Annotated in this window: 19 protein-coding genes; 10 read left to right on the forward strand and 9 right to left on the reverse strand. The window is 52.9% G+C overall.

Features of this window, described 5'->3' with window-relative positions:
* The first annotated feature begins 236 nt into the window (after positions 1–236).
* The 3 genes from eat to eutC are packed head-to-tail and all read left to right on the forward strand — an operon-like array spanning position 237 to position 3787.
* On the forward strand, positions 237–1616 hold the full coding sequence (gene eat / locus EV102420_RS18925; RefSeq protein WP_042395315.1) for an ethanolamine permease: 1380 nt from the start codon (positions 237–239) through the stop codon (positions 1614–1616).
* 9 nt (positions 1617–1625) lie between these two features.
* Positions 1626–3017: an ethanolamine ammonia-lyase subunit EutB gene (locus tag EV102420_RS18930; protein ID WP_042395219.1), complete on the forward strand. Its 1392-nt coding sequence runs from the start codon at positions 1626–1628 to the stop codon at positions 3015–3017.
* The gene (eutC, locus tag EV102420_RS18935) at positions 3014–3787 is read left to right on the forward strand and encodes an ethanolamine ammonia-lyase subunit EutC (RefSeq protein ID WP_042395221.1); all 774 of its coding nucleotides are present in this window, start codon (positions 3014–3016) and stop codon (positions 3785–3787) included. The genes EV102420_RS18930 and eutC overlap by 4 nt, the downstream gene beginning before the upstream one ends.
* 11 nt (positions 3788–3798) lie before the next feature.
* Here the strand turns inward: eutC and EV102420_RS18940 are convergent, their stop codons facing one another.
* On the reverse strand, positions 3799–5019 hold the full coding sequence (locus EV102420_RS18940) for a diguanylate phosphodiesterase (protein WP_042395226.1): 1221 nt from the start codon (positions 5017–5019) through the stop codon (positions 3799–3801).
* Positions 5020–5217: 198 nt separating this feature from the next.
* Between EV102420_RS18940 and EV102420_RS18945 the strand changes: the two genes are divergently transcribed.
* Positions 5218–5754: a 2-oxo-tetronate isomerase gene (locus tag EV102420_RS18945; protein WP_042395229.1), complete on the forward strand. Its 537-nt coding sequence runs from the start codon at positions 5218–5220 to the stop codon at positions 5752–5754.
* A 14-nt stretch (positions 5755–5768) separates the two neighbouring features.
* On the opposite strand, the gene EV102420_RS18950 is transcribed toward EV102420_RS18945, so the two are convergent.
* Both EV102420_RS18950 and EV102420_RS18955 read right to left on the reverse strand, forming a co-directional pair.
* On the reverse strand, positions 5769–7097 hold the full coding sequence (locus EV102420_RS18950; protein WP_042395232.1) for a sensor domain-containing diguanylate cyclase: 1329 nt from the start codon (positions 7095–7097) through the stop codon (positions 5769–5771).
* Between the two features lie 335 nt (positions 7098–7432).
* Positions 7433–8143, reverse strand: coding sequence for a phage antirepressor KilAC domain-containing protein (locus EV102420_RS18955; protein WP_042395233.1), 711 nt, complete (start codon positions 8141–8143; stop codon positions 7433–7435).
* A gap of 276 nt (positions 8144–8419) precedes the next feature.
* Here EV102420_RS18955 and EV102420_RS18960 point away from each other — a divergent pair, with 276 nt between their 5' ends.
* From EV102420_RS18960 to EV102420_RS18975, 4 genes are all read left to right on the forward strand, one after another.
* A complete protein-coding gene (locus EV102420_RS18960) occupies positions 8420–8980 on the forward strand; it encodes an Ail/Lom family outer membrane beta-barrel protein (protein WP_042395234.1) in 561 nt (186 codons plus the stop codon).
* A 128-nt stretch (positions 8981–9108) separates the two neighbouring features.
* Complete coding sequence (locus tag EV102420_RS18965; protein ID WP_042395235.1) at positions 9109–10719, forward strand: FAD-NAD(P)-binding protein; 1611 nt, start codon at positions 9109–9111, stop codon at positions 10717–10719.
* A gap of 287 nt (positions 10720–11006) precedes the next feature.
* Positions 11007–11423, forward strand: coding sequence for a hypothetical protein (locus tag EV102420_RS18970; protein ID WP_042395236.1), 417 nt, complete (start codon positions 11007–11009; stop codon positions 11421–11423).
* 65 nt (positions 11424–11488) lie between these two features.
* Positions 11489–12310: a capsular polysaccharide synthesis protein gene (locus EV102420_RS18975; protein WP_077776562.1), complete on the forward strand. Its 822-nt coding sequence runs from the start codon at positions 11489–11491 to the stop codon at positions 12308–12310.
* A gap of 47 nt (positions 12311–12357) precedes the next feature.
* On the opposite strand, the gene ulaA is transcribed toward EV102420_RS18975, so the two are convergent.
* The 3 genes from ulaA to EV102420_RS18990 are packed head-to-tail and all read right to left on the reverse strand — an operon-like array spanning position 12358 to position 14537.
* Entirely contained in the window at positions 12358–13734 is a 1377-nt protein-coding gene (gene ulaA / locus EV102420_RS18980; protein ID WP_042395238.1) for a PTS ascorbate transporter subunit IIC, read from the reverse strand.
* A gap of 32 nt (positions 13735–13766) precedes the next feature.
* A complete protein-coding gene (locus tag EV102420_RS18985) occupies positions 13767–14045 on the reverse strand; it encodes a PTS sugar transporter subunit IIB (protein ID WP_042395240.1) in 279 nt (92 codons plus the stop codon).
* Positions 14046–14078: 33 nt separating this feature from the next.
* Positions 14079–14537, reverse strand: a complete 459-nt coding sequence (locus EV102420_RS18990) for a PTS sugar transporter subunit IIA (protein WP_042395243.1) — start codon at positions 14535–14537, stop codon at positions 14079–14081.
* A 281-nt stretch (positions 14538–14818) separates the two neighbouring features.
* Here EV102420_RS18990 and EV102420_RS18995 point away from each other — a divergent pair, with 281 nt between their 5' ends.
* Positions 14819–15553 carry a GntR family transcriptional regulator gene (locus tag EV102420_RS18995; protein WP_042395247.1) on the forward strand — a complete coding sequence of 245 codons (735 nt, stop codon included), beginning with the start codon at positions 14819–14821 and terminating at the stop codon, positions 15551–15553.
* Between the two features lie 40 nt (positions 15554–15593).
* Here the strand turns inward: EV102420_RS18995 and EV102420_RS19000 are convergent, their stop codons facing one another.
* Complete coding sequence (locus tag EV102420_RS19000) at positions 15594–16055, reverse strand: DUF943 family protein (RefSeq protein WP_042395250.1); 462 nt, start codon at positions 16053–16055, stop codon at positions 15594–15596.
* Positions 16030–16437, reverse strand: a complete 408-nt coding sequence (locus tag EV102420_RS21670; protein ID WP_255211699.1) for a putative T6SS immunity periplasmic lipoprotein — start codon at positions 16435–16437, stop codon at positions 16030–16032. Before EV102420_RS21670 ends, EV102420_RS19000 begins: the two co-directional genes overlap by 26 nt.
* 578 nt (positions 16438–17015) lie before the next feature.
* Here EV102420_RS21670 and EV102420_RS19005 point away from each other — a divergent pair.
* Entirely contained in the window at positions 17016–18218 is a 1203-nt protein-coding gene (locus EV102420_RS19005) for a multidrug effflux MFS transporter (protein ID WP_042395253.1), read from the forward strand.
* Between the two features lie 7 nt (positions 18219–18225).
* On the opposite strand, the gene EV102420_RS19010 is transcribed toward EV102420_RS19005, so the two are convergent.
* Positions 18226–18906: a nitroreductase gene (locus EV102420_RS19010; RefSeq protein ID WP_042395256.1), complete on the reverse strand. Its 681-nt coding sequence runs from the start codon at positions 18904–18906 to the stop codon at positions 18226–18228.
* Between the last annotated feature and the right edge of the window lie 70 nt (positions 18907–18976).

The following is an 18976-nucleotide window of genomic DNA, read 5'->3' on the forward strand; positions in this document are numbered from 1 at the left end:
ACAGCATCAATATAATAATGCCCGGTGGCGCTTCGCTTACGCGGGCCTACATACCCACACTACGCCAACCGTAGCGTTTTTTTCACCACGCCGGGGCAGGCTGCACCACTGCCTCGCGCGTGGCGGTGCACGGTTTTTAACCCACTTTGCTCATCTCGTTGAAATAGCTGGGGTTAATTTTCTGGCATTGCCTTTGCAGGCTCCCGTTTAACTGTGTAACGGCGAGGCAGCAAATGATGACGACACCTACAACCACACTGAAAAGAACGCTCGGCAGCTTCCGTCTCTGGGGGATTGCCGTTGGGCTGGTGATCTCCGGCGAATACTTTGGCTGGAGCTACGGCTGGTCGCAGGCGGGCACGATGGGTTTTCTCGTCGTTGCGCTGGCCATTGCGGCAATGTACTGCGCCTTTATCTTTAGCTTTACCGAACTGACAACCGCCATTCCCCACGCGGGCGGCCCCTTTGCCTACGCCTATCGGGCCTTTGGGCCGACCGGCGGGTTTATTGCCGGGTTCGCTACCCTGATTGAGTTCGTCTTTGCCCCACCGGCAATTGCGATGGCTATCGGGGCTTACCTGAACGTGCAGTTTCCGGCGCTGGATGCCAAATGGATCGCCTGCGCGGCGTACGTCATCTTCATGACCCTGAACATTCTCGGCGTCGGTATTGCAGCCACCTTCGAGCTGATCGTTACCCTGCTGGCGATCTTCGAACTGCTGGTGTTTATGGGCGTTGTCGCGCCGGGCTTCTCGTGGAGCAACTTCACCGCCCACGGCTGGGCAGGTGCAGAGAGCTTTAGCGGCCTCGCCCTCTCCGGCATGTTTGCGGCTATTCCCTTCGCTATCTGGTTCTTCCTCGCCATTGAAGGGGCCTCTATGGCGGCAGAGGAGGCGAAGGATCCCCAGCGCACCATTCCGCGCGCGCTGGGCGGCGGTATTGTGACTCTTACCGTGCTGGCGGTTGGGGTGATGATCTTTGCCGGCGGCGTTGGCGACTGGCGTAACCTCGCCAACATCAACGATCCGTTGCCGCAGGCAATGAAGGTGATCGTCGGCAACAACAGCGGCTGGCTGCATATGCTGGTCTGGCTGGGGCTGTTTGGCCTGGTCGCGTCGTTCCACGGCATCATCATGGGCTACTCGCGGCAGATCTACTCTCTGGCACGGGCGGGTTACCTGCCTGCACGCCTGGCGACGCTGAACCGTAAGACCCGGACGCCGCACCTGGCGATTCTGGCGGGCGGCGTGGTGGGCATTGCGGCTATCTTCTCGGACTCGGTGATCACCATCAGCGGTATGCCGCTCACTGCCTGTATCGTGACGATGTCGGTGTTCGGCGCTATTGTTATGTATATCACCTCTATGGCCGCGCTGTTCAAGCTGCGCCGCAGCGAGCCGAACCTTATTCGGCCCTTTAAAGCGCCGCTGTTTCCCTATGCTCCGGCCTTTGCGCTGGGCATGGCGGTACTCTGCCTGGTGGCCATGGTCTGGTTCAACCCGCTGCTGGCGCTGATCTTCGCGGCCATGATGCTCGGCGGCTACCTGTGGTTTCGCAGTACGGCTACCGCTCGCGAGCGTGCCGGGCTGGATCCGCAGCTGCGCGCCCTCTCCTGAGGAGGCGACATGTATAAAACGACTCTGGCGCACCGCACCTACCGGTTCGCCAGTCTGAAAACCCTGCTGGCAAAGTCCTCCCCGGCTCGCTCCGGGGATGTGCTGGCGGGTATCAGCGCCGACTCTGCCGAAGAGCGCATGGCGGCGAAAATGGCGCTGGCCGAGGTGCCGCTGCGCAATATTCTGGCGGATCCGCTTATCCCCTACGAAGCGGATGAAGTCACCCGGCTGATTATCGATACCCACGATCGCGACGCGTTCTCCCTCATCAGCCACCTGACGGTGGGGGACTTTCGCGACTGGCTGCTGGATGATGCCACCGATCCCCTCACGCTCAGCCGCGTTGCCCGCGCCATTACCCCGGAGATGGCCGCCGCCGTCAGCAAGCTGATGCGCAACCAGGATCTGATCCTCGCCGCCAGCCGATGCCGGGTGACCACCCGCTTTCGCAATACCATCGGCCTGCCGGGCCATTTGAGCGTACGCCTGCAACCCAATCATCCTACTGACGATCTGAAAGGCATTGCCGCCAGCATGCTCGATGGACTGCTCTACGGCGCGGGGGACGCGGTCGTGGGCATTAACCCAGCCAGCGACAGCCTGCCGGTGCTGGAGCGGCTCAATTATATGATGGATGACATCATTAGCCGCTTTGCTATTCCTACACAGTCCTGCGTGCTGACGCATGTCACTAACACGCTGGCGCTGATAGAGCGCGGCGCGCCCGTCGACCTGGTGTTCCAGTCGGTGGCGGGCACCGAGGCGGCAAACAGCGGCTTCGGTATCAATTTGGCCCTGCTGGCAGAGGCTCGGGAGGCGGCGTTGAGCCTTGGCCGCGGCACGCTGGGCAATAACGTGATGTACTTTGAGACCGGCCAGGGCAGCTGTCTCTCTGCCAACGCCCATCACGGCGTTGATCAGCAGACCTGCGAGGCGCGGGCCTACGCCGTCGCGCGCCACTTCGATCCGCTGCTGGTCAATACGGTGGTGGGGTTTATCGGCCCGGAGTACCTCTATGACGGCAAGCAGATTATCCGCGCCGGGCTGGAGGATCACTTCTGCGGCAAGCTGATGGGCCTGCCGATTGGCTGTGACGTCTGCTACACCAACCATGCGGAGGCGGATCAGGATGATATGGACACGCTGCTGACGCTATTGTGCAACGCCGGGCTGACCTTTTTGATTGGCGTCCCGGGGGCGGATGACATCATGCTCAACTATCAGAGCACCTCGTTCCACGATGCGCTCTATGCCCGACGTCTGCTGGGGCTAAAGCATGCTCCAGAGTTTGGCGAGTGGCTGACGAAAATGCAGATTATCGATAGCGCGGGCCAGCTGCGGCTCACCGGCGCTAACCACCCGCTGCTGAGCGTGCTGCCGCCTGAGGGGGTAAACCTATGAATCATCCTGACGCCTGGTCTTTGCTGCGCACGTTTACCGACGCCCGTATTGCCCTTGGTCGCAGCGGTGCAAGCCTGCCGACCCAGGAGGTGCTCAGCTTCGGTCTGGCCCATGCCCAGGCTCGCGATGCGGTCCACCAGCCTTTTGATAGCGAGCCGCTGGCGCAGCAGCTCACGGCCCTCGGTCTGACTACCCTGGACGCCCACAGCGCTGCGGCAGACCGCCATATCTATCTTAACCGGCCGGATCTCGGGCGCAGGCTGAGCGACGAGAGCCGCGCCGCACTACAGGCTAGCCGGGTGCCCGCCCACGATCTGCTGCTGGTCATTGGTGACGGGCTCTCTTCCCATGCGGTGCATCGTCAGGCGGTGGCGCTGATTACCGCCCTGCTGCCCTATCTGCATACGCTGGGGCTGACCACCGGCCCGGTGGTGCTGGCGCATCAGTCGCGGGTGGCGCTGGGAGATGAGATTGGCGAGACGCTGAAGAGTAAAGCGGTGGCAATGCTGATTGGCGAACGTCCTGGACTGTCGTCACCGGACAGCCTCGGCGTCTACCTGACGTGGCAACCGACACGCACCCGGCTGGACTCGGAGCGCAACTGTATCTCCAACATCCGCCCGGAGGGGCTGAGCCATGAGGCCGCTGCGTTTAAGCTCGCCTGGCTGCTGGAGCAGGCTTTTTTACGCCGCCTGACCGGCGTCAAACTGAAAGATGAGAGCGATAATCCGGCGCTGCATGAGCGAGTAAAACCCCGTCTTGCCGGATAAAGGCTCTCATGTTAGGCCTTCACCTGCTTGACCGGCCAGCAGACCGGCGCGACGCCGTTGAGGGCCGGTTTAGCGAACAGATAACCCTGGAAGTGCTTGATGCCGGCAGCCTCCAGCCAGCACCACTCCTCTACCTTCTCCACTCCTTCCGCCACGACGCTGATCTCCAGCTCGGCGCAGCATTTGACGATGGCGTTAACGATCGCCTGCTTAGGGCCGTGCAGGTGAATATCGGTCACGATGCTGCGGTCGATCTTTAGCTCACCCGGCTGGAACTTGGTAAGCAGCGACAGTCCGGCAAAGCCCGCGCCAAAGTCATCGATCGCCAGTCCAATGCCCGCCGAGCGCAGCTGCATAATGGCGATGGTAAATTCGTCATAGCCGGAGATCACTTCGTCTTCAGTCACCTCGACAATAACCTGCTCGGGAACCAGCCCGTGACGGGTGATCTGCGCCAGCAGAATATCTACCGCGCCAGGAATATTCACCAGCGACATCGGCAGCAGGTTAATTGAGAGCTTATGGCTGCCAATGCCGATCTGTTTTGCCAGGGCAAACGCCCACTCCTTTGACAGAAGATCGGCCTCGTGAATTTTGTCTGGCGGAATAGACGCAAAGTAGTCCTGAGGTGAGCCACCGTTTGGGCTGCGGATCAGGGCTTCAAAGGAGCTGATCTGCCCGCGCTGCGGCTCGACGATAGGCTGAATAGCGAACTGGCAGGGCTGATCGGGGAACAGAAACGGCAGGGTTTGCGCCAGCGGGAGGTCGATCGGCACAAACGCCCAGCGATCGGGCTCGCTTCGCCCAGGATACTGCTCCCGCCAGCTGCCGCGCAGGAATGATTTGATAAATTTGTACACTCGCCCGTCGCAGGCAAGATTGAACTTAAGCGCGCCAGCACTAATAACCGAACGCAGCACCGATCGTGGACTGTCATAACGGAGATCGAACAGCGACATGCCAAGGTTTTCAAAATGCCGCTTTGGGGCATAGTCGCGCATCAGCTCGACGACGCTATCGTGCCGCGCATCGTGATTGATTTTGGCATACAGGGTATTCACATGCACCAACGGACCTTCAAGCACCTGAAGAAAATGGGTCCCGTCGAAAAGTAAAATACCGGAAATTTGCAGCTCCGCATTGCGGCTCTGCGCGACGCACACCAGCTCGACTAACTTTGACGGATCAAAGTCAGGGCTTAGGCGGCTCCGGTAAATCAGAGTAGAAATCATAATGTTCAGATCCTTTGCGACAGGTGACGTAATCAGTATACCTTGCGGTGAAGGCTTTACGCCTTTCTCTGTGCCCGCTGACAACCCTCTTCCCCTGGAAAAATCAGCATTCTTCACGTCAGGCGTCCAGCCTGACATTTTGCTGCAATACTTAAGAAGATTTGTTCCATTCATGATGCACAGAAGGAATAGCCAACAATGACAACAGAGCAACAATTTTGCCAGCAATTCATGGAAAAACCGTTGGATTTTCTGGCAAATGAACTGGGTGATCTTTTAACGAGCAAAAAATTACGCCTCACCACGGCGGAGTCCTGCACCGGGGGCCTGCTCGGCTCCACGCTATGCGCAGCGAAAGACACTCCTTCTTTTTTCGGCAGCGGATTTATAACCTTTACGGATGAAGCGAAAATGACGCTGTTAAATGTGAACCCGGAGACACTTGCCAAACATACTGCGGTCAGTAAAGCCACGGTAGAGGAGATGGCGATGGGCGCGGTCAACGTATCCGGTGAGGATATTGGCATTGCCGTTAGCGGCTATGGCGGCCCGGACGGCGGCGAAGACGGTACGCCTGCCGGCTCCGTCTGGTTTGGCTGGGCGCTGCCGGGCAATACCGTCCATACCTCGCTACAGCATTTCGAGGGTGACTGCACCGAGGTTCTGGCGCAGGCGGTAAAATACGCTATCGTGATGTTGCTCTTCAAGCTAGGCTATTCGTCCGATAGCCAGTAAACATCGAAACGTTTTTACGCCCGCTGCACCGCCCCTGCCGCCACGACGCCGTTACGGCCTCGCCGTTTTGCAGCATAGAGCGCGGTATCGGCCTGGTTGATCACACCGCTGGCGATAATATGCAGCGGTCGATCTTCGCTGACCATGCTGCGCTCGCCAAGCGTTGCTATCCCAATGCTGATAGTCAGGTAGCCGGTTGGGCTGGCAGGAAGCGGGATGCGCAGCGCGTTGATGCTCTGACGCATTCTCTCCGCCATGGCCAGGGCCCCTGCACTATCGGTGCGCGGCAGGATCACTAAAAACTCCTCACCTCCATAGCGGCTGACGTTGTCTTCAGACTGACGGCGGGCCGCCACCAGCGCCTCGGCAACCCTACGCAAGCAACGATCGCCGGCCTGATGACCGTAGGTATCGTTGTAGCGCTTGAAGTAGTCGATGTCGGCCAGGCACACCGAAAGCGGAAACTGCTCCTCCAGCGCGTTAGTAATGGCGTTAGAGAGGCATTCATCCATATAGCGGCGGTTAAACAGGCCGGTGAGATGGTCATGCTGGGCATGCTGTTGCAGGATCGTATTGGCGCTGGCGAGCTTCTGCTCGGCACGGCGGCGATCGGTAATATCAACCCAGGTTACCGACAGCCCTACGACGTTACCGGAGGCGTCGTGCACCGGCACCGAGTGGGTATCGTAGCAGCGAGAGTGCCAGACAATCTCCCGGCTGGGGATCTCTGCTCCGGTATCCGCAAGGGCAAAGGCAGCCTCAAACTGTTGCCAGCAGCCGGGCATCAGATCGGCAATGTGGCTTTCTGAAGCATCGGAAGGCGTATTGTCCAGATCCATCAGCTGCGCCATCGCCTTGTTGGACATCACTAAATGCCCCTGCCGGTCAATCATGCAGAGTGCGACGGGGGTCTTGTCGTAGATGGTCTCCAACTGCATTACGCGCTCGTCCAGGGTCGAGATGTTGCGATCGATGCCCCGGTAGCCCCGCAGCTCGCCCTGCTCATCGAATAGCGGAACGCCGCTGGTTTCGAGCACCACAATTCGCCCATCAGCGCGGCGGTTACGGTTAACTAATCCAGAGAACGGAATGCGTTTAGTCACGATTTCAGAAAATGCGCGGCCAACGCGCTCGGCTTCGCCGGGCGGCATAAAGTCAAAGGGGGTACAACCGATCACCTCTTCCGGTGAAACACCCAGCAGGCTGGTGACAACCTTAGAGGACCAGGTATAGCGTCCTTGGGCATCCACTTCCCATACCCAGTCAGAATTATTATCAAGAAGATCAATCAGATGTTGTGTGTCGACACTACTGGAATCAGATGGCTTTTTATCATCATTCATGATTAGTACTAGCGTTGCCCCCGCTAAAAGGGATGGTGTTACTTAACATAGGGCCTGCCTTTAGCCGAGGACGATCATTTTCTGCAATGACAATAATGCTAATGAATGAAATACTCAATTTCTGCGCGTTATTATAAGCCACTCGCCATTATATATTCACGTGACAAATACATTGCGACAAAAGAAGCGCTGCCGGATGTGACCTGAGCCAGCCAGCAAGAGGGAAACAGAGGGGAAAAAAGCGAGCGGGTAGAAACAACATCGCCAGCATTACGCTGGCGACTTATTTGCTGAGTGTATCGTGATGGATCGGTTTGCTGTCAGGACTGGCCGCTTTACGCCGCTGCCGCACCCTTTGGCTGCGTGGCGATATGTCCGGCCCAAAGGCCCGCCACCCACTTCACCCCTTTAGCGGTAAAGCGCGCCTGGGAGAAGGTATGCTGGTTTTCACCCACGCCAGAGCGCAGGGTGAAGTAGCCCGCCTGCTGGTGATGCAGCTGCGGTGTCAGCGTGCCGTTAACGCGGTACATGATGTTGCGCTCCAGCAGGAACTGACGGAACTCCGGCTCTTTCACCTTCAGCATCTTGCAGAGCTGGCGAAAACCCAGCGAGTCCTGCACCTCAACGAAGCGGTCAAAAAACTCCGCCTTTGGGACAGAGAGGGCCAGCTGCTGCTCGGCTCTCTGGCGCTGCTCATACTGTTCAGCCCATGCGCGGGCCGCCGCTGCCGGGTTGGTAAAATCAGGCAGCGCTGTTTTGTTTTCGCGCTCCTGCCAGCGATCGAGTACGGCAGCGGTAAAGCCAGGCGACAGACGCGCCACGGCCAACAGGGAGTCACGCTTGTTCAGCAGAAACTCCTGATAGCTCTCACCATCCCGCTCAAACATTGCCACCCGTACCGGCTCAGATAAACGCTGCGCCGTTTCGAGGCTTTTCACAATACGTTTTACTTCACCGTGGGTTATGCCTGTCAACGCAGCGATTTCACGGCTACTCATCGTTGCCGATTGATCCAGAGAATTAAGGCTTTCAAATGGAATCATCATAGGCTTCACCACTCACTTACTGTAGCACCCGATTGGGTTGTGTAATTATTATACTAATACCTGTTCAAATATCCAGTAGTTTTTTTGAGCGATTTTAGTTAAGTTCCCTCCTGCAAAAGATGAAGGCACCCTGCAAAGAAAATGTGCCCGCACCTACCAGATTAGGGGGTGCTATTTGGCCTATTTATCAGACCTTTAAGACTATTCCCTCTTTTATCCCTCCCCAAAAAAACCAACAATTTTGCACCTTAATTGATTGGCAAATGGAACGGCAGAATGAAAAAAGTATCTCTGGGGATGTTAGTGGCGGCTACCCTGATGAGCAGCGGGGCAATGGCTGAGAGCAACACCCTCTCCCTCGGTTACGCGCAGAGTGACGTAGAAGGCTTCAAGGATATCCGTGGCGTAAACCTGCAATACCGTTATGAGCTGGATTCGCCGCTCAGCGTGCTCGGCTCTTTTACCTATATAAGCGGTGATGACGATCAGGATTACTACGTGGCCTCCGATGCGGTGCATAACAGCATCGACGTTAAATATTACTCGCTGATGGTTGGCCCGGCTTACCGCCTTAACGAGTATGTTTCTCTCTATGCACTGGGCGGCATCGCCCACACTAAAGCTGACGTTGATACCACCTGGGTGAATGCGGGCGATTACTACGTCGGGCGCGACAGCCTTTCTGAGAAATCGACCGATTTCGCCTGGGGCGCGGGCGTGCAGTTTAACCCGACCGAAGAGCTGGCGATCAATGTCGGTTACGAAGGTACAAACGTCGATATCGCCGGCAGCCGCTCCATCAACGGCTTTAACGTTGGCGTGGGCTACCGCTTCTAATATCGTATAGCGCCGGGAAGCTGTTTCGCTTACCCGGCCTCATGTTCATAACCCGTGGTCTACACTCATTTTATTGCCCCCGACCGGCAAACGGACAGGCGGTATAAAAATAATAATGGGTGAACAAAATGAAAAAAATTGCAATCATCGGCGCAGGGCCGACAGGTATCTATACCTTTTTCTCCCTGCTCAAAAACAGCACGCCGCTTTCCATTTCTATCTATGAGCAGTCCCATGAAGCAGGCGTTGGGATGCCCTATAGCAGCGAAGAGAATTCGAGAATGATGCTGGCCAATATCGCCAGCATTGAGATCCCCCCTATCTTTATGACCTATATCGACTGGCTACGCAGTCTGAGCGAAGAGCATCTGGCCCGTTACGGCGTGCAGGCGTCGTCGCTGCATGTCCGCCAGTTTTTGCCGCGTATTCTGCTCGGGGAGTACTTTCGTGCTCAGTTTCTGGAACTGGTGGTGCGGGCGAAACAGCTGGGCTTTGAGATAGAAGTGCACGAGTCCTGTCAGGTGACGGACATTGAGGCCACGCCAGAGGGCGTTCGACTCTGGACAGAGGATACGCTGGCTGCGGAGCAGTTTGATCTTGCCGTCGTTGCGACCGGGCACGTCTGGCCGGAAGAGAGCACCACGACCCGCAACTATTTCCCCAGCCCCTGGTCCGGTCTGATGGAGGCCAGCATCCCGGCATGCAGCGTCGGCATCATGGGAACCTCCCTAAGCGGCATCGACGCCGCGATGGCCGTGGCTATCCAGCACGGCACTTTCTTTGAGACCGAGGATAAACGTCTGCACTTCAACCTCGATGCTGATAGCAAGGCATTGCAGATGGTACTCATGTCCCGCTCGGGCATCCTTCCGGAAGCGGATTTCTACTGCCCTATCCCCTACGAGCCCCTAACCGTGGTAACGGAGAGCGCGATTGAAAAAGAGATTGTCGCCGGGCCGGAAGGGCTGCTCGATCGCGTCTTTGCCCTGATGGTCAACGAGCTGACGCTGGCGGATCCGCTCTGGAGTGAGCAGGTTGCCCTCAGCACGCTGGATGCCGACAGCTTTTTCGCGGCCTGGTTTGCCGATCGTAAAAAGCAGGATCCCTTCCGCTGGGCGGAGGACAATCTAAATGAGGTGGAGCGCAACAAACGTGACAGGCGGACGGTGCCGTGGCGCTACACGATTTTGCGTCTGCATGAGGCTATTCAACCTATCGTTCCCTGGCTTAATGAGCAGGATAGCGCGCGCTTCGAAGAGGGTCTCGCCCGCATATTTATTGATAACTATGCCGCCGTGCCGTCCCAGTCGATTCGCCGACTGCTGGCCCTGCGCGAGGCGGGGATCCTCAACGTGCTCGCGCTTGGCTCGAACTATGAGATGGAGATTGGCGAGCAGCAAACAACGATCTTCGCTGAGGGCGAGCGGTATCAATACGATGTGTTTATCGATGCGCGCGGGCAAAAGCCGTTGAAGACGGAAGATCTGCCTTTCCCGACGCTGCGCAAGCAGCTTGCCGCCACCGGGGAGGAGATCCCCACGGTTGGGGATGACTACACGCTCCAGGAACCCGCCAGCGTTCGCGGACGCATTGCTTTTGGCGCAATTCCCTACCTGATGCACGACCACCCTTTCATCCAGGGCATCACCGCCTGCGCGGAGATCGGTGCGGCGATTGCAAGGGCATTAGCACAGCCAGCGACGCGGACGCGAGGCTGGCTACGGATGCTGGAGTTGTAGCAATTGCTTTAAAAGAGTGGTCATGGCGGTTCACCCTGTGGTGCCGCCATAACTTTTGGCAGCAGCTGTTAATATAAAGATCGTTGTTACAATAACACTTAAAAAAATTAACTTACATATCAATGATATAATTCACATGATTTTCATTATATGATGTGTTCAGCTATTGGCACCACTCCAGCAGGTATAAGCGGTGTAGCTTGTGTTGCACCAGGTCCCATTGCAGGAGGAACCCTTGGGGCTAGTGCCAGTGATTACCTAATGAATCTTTGGTTAAAATAAAACAGATGAATAGCATAACCCATTATATGGCAATAACCTCTGCCAGCCTCCCTTTTGCAATTATTGTTTTTCTATTTTTCTATTTCATTATTAACAATAAAAAATACAAAAATCTATTATCTATGTACTATGCGCAAGGTTTTACCCTAACTCCGCTTTACCAATTTTATGCCTCAATGGGATTTTTAGGTTCTTTTGGTATGGCCTATTACTTCTGCCGCCTCAAAAAAAACAAAAAAGTGATATTCCCTCCTGAGAACAAAGAGTCTATTGTAGTCTTTTTAAATAAAATCAACCCAACCTATACAGCATGGCTAAAAAAATATTACCTAGCATGCCTTATCGCTTTATTTATTTATTCAATATTTATAATACTGAGCATATTAAAAATAGCCTTATTAAAACTTGATATAATCGCATGATCTTCCAAGCCTGCAGATTATGTCTGTTCAAATAGAATTAGCCGTAGCACTTTTTATCGCGAAAAATGAGTGGATTTTTGCTATACATTACGCCTCTTGTTCGCAAAGGAAGCGCAGCCATGAAAATTTACACCTACTGGGTTAACCCTGAAAACAGACAAGCGCCTGTTTATATTCGAATGTGCGTTAAAACCTGGGAGAAACTAATTCCGTCCGCTGATATTATTGTCATAAATGATAAGAATGTCGCTAACTATATTGGCGATGATATAGATATGGACTCATTCCGGATGCTATCGCTACCGCAGCAGTCGGATGTCGTCTCCGTGGCCGTACTGTCAAAGCTGGGTGGGCTCTTTATCGATGCTGATACTATCGTGACGAGAGATATAACGCCGATAATTGAAACGAGCCGCCCAGACGTGTTTCATGCTTATGGCTTCCCAGAGCGGAAAGCGATCCATCTCGCCGTTATGTGGTGCCGGAACAGTAACAACCCGGTGCTAAAGGCGTGGTATAAAACGATCTGCGAGAAGATGAAAGTGCTGCCCGCGGTGAGAGGCTGGGACTACGTAGGTAACTCAATTATTGGCGCGCTATTGCAAAAAGAGAAGTATATCAACGCTTATAAAATCATAGATCGAACGAACAGCGGTAATATTATGGAGTCGGTTTATGATAACAGCAACGATACCCGAGGCGCATATCTGAACTTTTGGTTTCTTCACGGTGGTGCGATGCCGGAAGAGATAATAACCAAGGCGCAATATAACATGATTTCCCTGCACAACTCATGGACGCCATGGTCGTTTAAAAACAGTTCGATAGAAGAGATTGTCGATTCCGATACCGCCCTGGGAAAACTACTTTGTTATTTGTTGCGATGATACGAGTCTATTGGCATTAGTAGAGGGGCCGTAACCCCTCCGCTATTTTACTGTTCCGTACCCTCTTCCACAGGCATTTTCTTCTTAGCCATAAAGTTATAGATAACCAGTAGCGCAAAGATGCCGGTGATGGTCAGAGTAATCATCCCCTTATCCATAAATTGAGCCATATTACCGAGGATAATCCCCACCACGCCGAAATCGGTATCGGAGAAAGTGGTGTTGGTGAGCCCAATCGCCCCCAGAACCGGCAGCAGTGCAACAGGCAGGAAGGTAATTAAGATCCCATGAGCAAACGCCCCACAGATAGCACCCCGTTTACCGCCGGTAGCATTACCGAACACGCCCGCGGTAGCACCGCAGAAGAAGTGCGGAACCACGCCTGGCAGGATCAACACCCAGTGAAGCTGACCGAGAATAAACAACCCTACCAGGCCGCCGACGAAGCTGGAGATAAACCCAACCAGCACCGCGTTTGGCGCGTAAGGGAACACAATCGGGCAGTCGAGTGCAGGAACAGCGTTCGGCACCAGCTTCTCGGAGAAGCCGGTAAAGGCCGGAACGATCTCCGCCAGAATTAAGCGCACGCCCTGCAGGATAATGAATACGCCCGCCGCAAAGGTAATCGCCTGGATAAAGGAGTAGACCAGATAGTTTTGCCCGCCGCTGAAGTTAGCCTCAACATACTCTTTCCCCGCCGATACCGACAGGATGAGGTAGATAACCATCATGGTGAGTGAGATAGAGATGGTGCTGTCACGCAAAAAACTGAGGTTTTTCGGCATGTTCATCTCTTCGGTGGATTTGGATCCTTTACCCACCAGGGTACCAATCCAGCCCGAGAGAACGTAGCCGATAGTGCCCGTATGCGCCAAAGCCACCTGGTCACCGCCGACGATTTTACGCATATAGGGCTGAGCCAGCGCCGGGAACGCCGCCATCAGTATACCCAGTGCTAGCGAGCCGGTATAGATAAGCTGAACACCTTCAAAACCGGCTACCGAGAGAATAATCGCCACCATGCAGGCCATGTAAAACGTCACGTGCCCTGACAGGTAGATATACTTTAGGCGGGTAAACCTGGCGACGACAATATTCGCCACCATGCCGAAGGCCATAATCAGCGTGGTCGGCGCGCCGTACTTGGCGAGGGCGATGGAAACCATCGCTTCGTTGTTGGGGATAATCCCCTGAACGTCGAATGCTTCTTTAAAAATATCGCCTAACGGCGTGAGGGAGCTGACCAGAACAGAGGCACCGCCAGCCAGAACTAAAAAGCCGAGAATGGTTTTTACGGTTCCCTTAATGACATCCGGGAACGGCTTTTTTTGTGCCACAAGCCCGAAGAGTGCTACCAGCCCCACAAGGATGGAGGGCACTTTCAGCACGTCGACGACAAACTGCAACAGGTTTTGAATAAACATATTAACCTCTACGGGAAGATGTTCATCTCGCTTTACGCGTTATTTTTTTCAAAATACTCACGTATTTTTTGCTCGATCTCTTTCAAGTCGATAATGTTATTGATGATGATAATCTTGTTCTCAGGCAGGTTGGCGCTATAGGCGATGTCTTTCGCCATGACAAACACATCAGCCACGTCGGGCGTGACAGAACCCAAGTCTGAGTGCTCTACATCCGCCACAACATTAAGATTTTTCAGCACTTTTTTGATGTTCATTTCCATCATGAAGCTGCTGCCCAGACCTGAACCACACACCGCCATCATTTTCATAACTCACCTCATTAATCGTTGATTACTGTTCGTCTACTGAGCGCTATCGCCCAGTAAAATTGCATTCAGCTCTTCTTTGCTACGCACGTTGAAGACCTTTTCCATTTCATCTTCATCGGAGAGCAGTTCAGCCAATTGCGAGATCATCTCTATATGGCTATTACTGTCTGGGGCAGCAAACATAAATAGGGTATCTACCGGATCATTCTCATCTGCATCAAAAACCACCGGCTCAGCCAGCTTGACCACCGATAAGCCCAGCGCCTGAGCGCCCTCTTCCGGACGGGCATGCGGCATAGCAATTCGCGGCGCGATAACGAAGTAAGGCCCAATCTCCTCTTTCTGCCGGATAATGGCCTCGACATAGCGTTGTGATATTGCTCCCTCATTGAGGAGCGGAAGCCCGGCAATTTGAATGGCTTCTTTCCAGTCCGCGACTTTCTCAACGTACTGAACTTTTTCGTTATTTAACCACTTTGCCAGCTGCGACATGTTTTTCTCCCCCGATCTAAAAAACGCGCTTTTTTGTTTCAGGCTACTGTCTACGTATAGACATCTTTAAGATGTATAGTCATCTAGATAGTGGACCGGGATCTGGGCAGATACAACATGCGAGAGTCAAATTGCGCTGAACACGCTGATTTTGGATGCAAATTCGTTAAGCCGATCACATCTCTATATCACTCAAGTAGTGCTGAGAGAAGAATATCAGGCATACATGTATAGACAGGCTCAGAAGAGTCACGCTTTCATACCAGGTGGGAATAAAATCAATGGTCGATGGCATAACAGAGAAGCAGAGAGAGGTCGTTGATTACATCCTGAGAAAAATTAAGGATGACGGCCTGCTGCCCGGCGACAAGCTGGATACTGAAATTGCTATTGCCAAAAACATTGGTATTACCCGCGCCACCGTTCGCGAAGCCACGCGCATTTTAATCGAGCAGCAGAGAATCTACCGGGTTAAAGGCTCGGGCCTGTACGTGGGCTCAATTGGCATAAGCAACCATGCGGGCAGGTTTCATGCGCTTTCTCCTTTCGACTACCAGGCCCAGAAGCACGGCTATAAAGGTGTGCGAAAGGTTATCGCCGTCAGCATTATCCGCGTTCCCTCGCATGATATGGCCCAGGCGTTACGCATCAAGAACAGCGACAAGGTGTATAAAATCTTACGCCTGATGTGCTTCGATGATATTCCCGTTGCGCTGGAGCATAGCCATCTGCCGGTGAGCATGTTTAGCAGCATGGAGTTCAACAAGCTGGAGATCTCGAAATTCTCCTATATCGAGCAGATTACTGGTAAAAAAATCCAGCGCCGGGATCAGAATCTGGCGGCGATCAATTTGACCGATGCGGATATACTGGCGTTGCTGCAACTAAAGGAAAACGATGCGGTTATTGAGCTTACGGAGACGGTGTTTTTAGACGACGGGACGCCCTGCGAGGTCAATATCGCGATGATTAATACAAGGATCTTCCCGCTGCGGCAGGATTCGCGCCGGCCTTGATTATCATTAAGAGTTACAGACCTAGGGGAATGAATGGCATTTAGTGGTATTCAGTTTTTATCATTTCACCTTTATCATTTATACGATACTCGCCATCGTTAACGCCAAATGATATAACGTTAGAAGGATTATTCCATACGGTAAACGCTTTGTCTTTATCAATGCAGTTCGCTTGAGTTTTCATATCCTCAAAGCATCGTCTTTCATACTTTCCCTCCTCTTTATAACCGTCACCAAAATACCAAAAGATAACGGTAAAGGAACCATCAGCATCAGGTACAGGGATATGGTACTTATCCTTAAGCATCTCCTTATTTTTCAACCACCAGTTTATTTTGCCTTTATCGGTCAATGGAAAGCTTTTGACCAGAACCGAACTGTGACTACCTTCTTGATGAACAGCAACGATCTCTACAGGGCGCAAAGACAGCCAAAGCCAGTAACCAAGTAGCGCTATGATGACTAACAAGCCTAGGCTAATTGTCTTTTTTATTGGCATCATCAACTCCGTTGGTCTCGCTATCTAACTTCCCATTGCTATCAACAAAAAACTCGTGAACATATTTTTTATCATTTAACCCATAATTAACCACATAGGTATGATTACTCTTCCATTTGACATCTATACAGTTATCAGGGTAAGAAGTGTTCAATTTACTATAACCCGAGCTAACCACCGTTTGTATCTTACCATCCTCACTTTCATCAACCGTGTAATAATTCAGTAGATCTTTATTGTCTACGCTAAAACAAAGGTGATTACCATTGATAAATGTGGCTCGTGGATGCGGCGCTGGATTCCCGCCAGGGCAACCGGAAAGAAGGAAAATTACAGGCACTATAATTAATCTCTTCATATTGGAAAAATTTTCATTTACAGGCATCAAAGTTCCTCTAATCCGCAATGGAATTGATCGCTAATCATATACAGACGTGATCAGGTAGAACAAAGAATTTTTTCGGGAACCTTCTGCTTTTATGTAACGGAATGAATACAATAAGCTGGATCAGTACATCACATTGGCGTCCCAGGCTGACCTCATCTTTGCCTCCTATGCTCTCTTCCGCTCTAACCATGCCTTAACCTCTGGAGTTGTCAGAAATTCCGGGCATAGGTTTGGCGGCGGTTGAGCTTTGCCGTAGCGCTTTAGGCTACACTGCTATACAAGTAGTGCGCTTCGTACACCTGCCTATGCGATATATACTGATAACCACCCATACATTACATAGGCATTTGTAAGTGTTAAAGCAGGGTCAAAATTGACGAAGGAAATCACTTAAGTAGTGAATTTTGTTTGATAATAGGAACATAATAAGTATTCCTGGAGAGTCAGAGTTGCATAAATCTACAAGTTCTCAGTATTAATGAATACCATTCATAGTCCCTATCCTCCCCCCTGTGATTATCAACAAGCACAAACTCGTTAACATACCCTTATCTCTTCATGTCCAACGGATCACCATGCTTAATCAACAGGCACAAACACAGTCGGCTGCAGCTAAAAAAACCGGTCTCTCGTTTCTACTCATTCTCAGCGCCCTGATGGCTGTAACCTCTTTATCAACCGACATCTATCTTCCGGCTATGCCGGTCATGGCAAAAGACTTACAGGGTGATGCAGAGCTGACAATCACAGGGTTCCTTATCGGCTTTTGCATTGCACAACTTATTTGGGGACCTATTAGCGATCGTTATGGGCGTCGACTGCCGCTGTTTATCGGTTTGGGTCTATTCATCATCGGCTCGGTGGGCTGTGCATTATCAACAGATATCGAGCAAATAGTCTTCTGGCGTGTTTTTCAGGCGTTAGGTGCCTGTACTGGGCCGATGTTGGCACGAGCAATGATCCGTGACCTGTTTAGCCGCACTCGTGCAGCACAAATGCTTTCGACACTGATGATAATCATGGCCATCGCGCCGATTGCCGGGCCCCTGATCGGCGGGCAGATGATTAAAGTCACCTCGTGGCATGCCATCTTCTGGCTGCTGGCGATTATCGGAGCATTAATGCTGATGTCTTTATTCTGGTTACCCGAAACATTACCTGCCGAAAAACGCTCGCAAGCCTCCGTAACCAGAGCTTTTCACAACTACTATGCCTTGCTCACCAACGCCAGATACATGCGGTTTACTTTGTGCCTGACGTTCTACTACGTTGCAGCCTACGCCTTTATCACAGGTTCCCCGTTTGTGTACATCACGTACTTCGGTGTTGACCCGCAGCATTACGGTTGGCTGTTTGCAGTAAACATTGTTGGACTGATGGCGGTGAGCATGGTCAACAGACGTCTGGTTCACCGCTACCCACTGGAAGCGTTGCTCAGGAATGCCGTATTCATCGCCGCTATTGCGGCGATAGTGCTGGCGGTCACCACCGGCCTGGGAGTAGGTGGAATTACCGTCATTGTCGGCGCTGTGTTCGTGTTCTTCTCTATGAATGGCATCATCGCGGCGACATCCACGGCTTGCACTCTGGACGCAGTGCCTAATGTGGCTGGCTCCGCGTCGGCGCTAATGGGCGCGTTACAATACGGCAGCGGCATCATCTCCTCACTGCTTCTCGCCCTGTTCAGTGATGGCACACCATGGACGATGGGCTGGATAATTGCGTTGTTTACAGCAGCCAGCGCCCTGATGGCACTGACCGTTCAGCTAAAAAAATAAAACGTCGTTATTGATGCCAGACGACACTTTCGTCCAGAGATACCCGCCCTTCCCTGTAGCTCAGGGAGGGATGCGTTTTATCTGGGATCCCAAAAGAAATACCGTAAAGCAGCCTGAAACCCTCAGGAACATTTAATATTCGACGCACCGTTTGGGCAAAATAACTCAGCACTGCCTGTGGAACGCCTGCGTAACCGCGAGCTGCCAGGGAAAGCAGGAATGTCTGGGCATACATACCGGCATCCGAGGCTACGCGAACATTGTCCCCTACAGCAGGAATGAACAGCAGGGCAACATGAGGCGCGCCGAAAAATCTCACATTACGCTCGACCACTTCTGAGCGACTTAAGTTATCCCCCCGCGCAACGCCCAGTGCCTGATAGTACGAGCGCCCCTGCTCCGAAGCCCGTTGCCTGAATGGCTCGGGATAAGCTTCTTTATCAAACGTAAAATCAAGACTGTAGTTCCCAGCCCTCAGATCTTCCGTCAGTGCGTGGCTTAATTCACGAAGTTTATCTCCTGCAACGATATGCAGGGACCAGGGTTGAGTATTGCAGTTGGATGGTGCGCATTGCGCTTCGAGCAAAATGTCTTTGAGGATATCGCTGGGGATGGGAGATGGAAGAAAGGCTCTGGCCGAGTATCTGTTTTTTACTACCTCACCAAACGTTGGTTCTTGCGTACTCATTTGCTTCTCCGCCTGAAAGTAATTTGAAGTGAATGATTCACTCTCTCCCGAACAATCCTGTCACATCAGG

This window comes from Pseudescherichia vulneris NBRC 102420 (assembly GCF_000759795.1).
Taxonomy (GTDB): domain Bacteria; phylum Pseudomonadota; class Gammaproteobacteria; order Enterobacterales; family Enterobacteriaceae; genus Pseudescherichia; species Pseudescherichia vulneris.

Bases quoted from the DNA above. Each gene is read 5' to 3' on its own strand.
- EV102420_RS19005 (WP_042395253.1), top strand. From the start codon at position 17,016: ATGCTTAATCAACAGGCACAAACACAGTCGGCTGCAGCTAAAAAAACC.
- EV102420_RS18990 (WP_042395243.1), bottom strand. From the start codon at position 14,537: ATGTCGCAGCTGGCAAAGTGGTTAAATAACGAAAAAGTTCAGTACGTT.
- eat (WP_042395315.1), top strand. From the start codon at position 237: ATGACGACACCTACAACCACACTGAAAAGAACGCTCGGCAGCTTCCGT.
- EV102420_RS19000 (WP_042395250.1), bottom strand. From the start codon at position 16,055: ATGATGCCAATAAAAAAGACAATTAGCCTAGGCTTGTTAGTCATCATA.
- EV102420_RS19010 (WP_042395256.1), bottom strand. From the start codon at position 18,906: ATGAGTACGCAAGAACCAACGTTTGGTGAGGTAGTAAAAAACAGATAC.
- EV102420_RS18970 (WP_042395236.1), top strand. From the start codon at position 11,007: ATGAATAGCATAACCCATTATATGGCAATAACCTCTGCCAGCCTCCCT.
- EV102420_RS18940 (WP_042395226.1), bottom strand. From the start codon at position 5,019: ATGATTTCTACTCTGATTTACCGGAGCCGCCTAAGCCCTGACTTTGAT.
- EV102420_RS18950 (WP_042395232.1), bottom strand. From the start codon at position 7,097: ATGAATGATGATAAAAAGCCATCTGATTCCAGTAGTGTCGACACACAA.
- EV102420_RS18975 (WP_077776562.1), top strand. From the start codon at position 11,489: ATGAGTGGATTTTTGCTATACATTACGCCTCTTGTTCGCAAAGGAAGC.
- EV102420_RS18985 (WP_042395240.1), bottom strand. From the start codon at position 14,045: ATGAAAATGATGGCGGTGTGTGGTTCAGGTCTGGGCAGCAGCTTCATG.
- eutC (WP_042395221.1), top strand. From the start codon at position 3,014: ATGAATCATCCTGACGCCTGGTCTTTGCTGCGCACGTTTACCGACGCC.
- ulaA (WP_042395238.1), bottom strand. From the start codon at position 13,734: ATGTTTATTCAAAACCTGTTGCAGTTTGTCGTCGACGTGCTGAAAGTG.
- EV102420_RS18955 (WP_042395233.1), bottom strand. From the start codon at position 8,143: ATGATGATTCCATTTGAAAGCCTTAATTCTCTGGATCAATCGGCAACG.
- EV102420_RS18945 (WP_042395229.1), top strand. From the start codon at position 5,218: ATGACAACAGAGCAACAATTTTGCCAGCAATTCATGGAAAAACCGTTG.
- EV102420_RS21670 (WP_255211699.1), bottom strand. From the start codon at position 16,437: ATGCCTGTAAATGAAAATTTTTCCAATATGAAGAGATTAATTATAGTG.
- EV102420_RS18995 (WP_042395247.1), top strand. From the start codon at position 14,819: ATGGTCGATGGCATAACAGAGAAGCAGAGAGAGGTCGTTGATTACATC.
- EV102420_RS18930 (WP_042395219.1), top strand. From the start codon at position 1,626: ATGTATAAAACGACTCTGGCGCACCGCACCTACCGGTTCGCCAGTCTG.
- EV102420_RS18960 (WP_042395234.1), top strand. From the start codon at position 8,420: ATGAAAAAAGTATCTCTGGGGATGTTAGTGGCGGCTACCCTGATGAGC.
- EV102420_RS18965 (WP_042395235.1), top strand. From the start codon at position 9,109: ATGAAAAAAATTGCAATCATCGGCGCAGGGCCGACAGGTATCTATACC.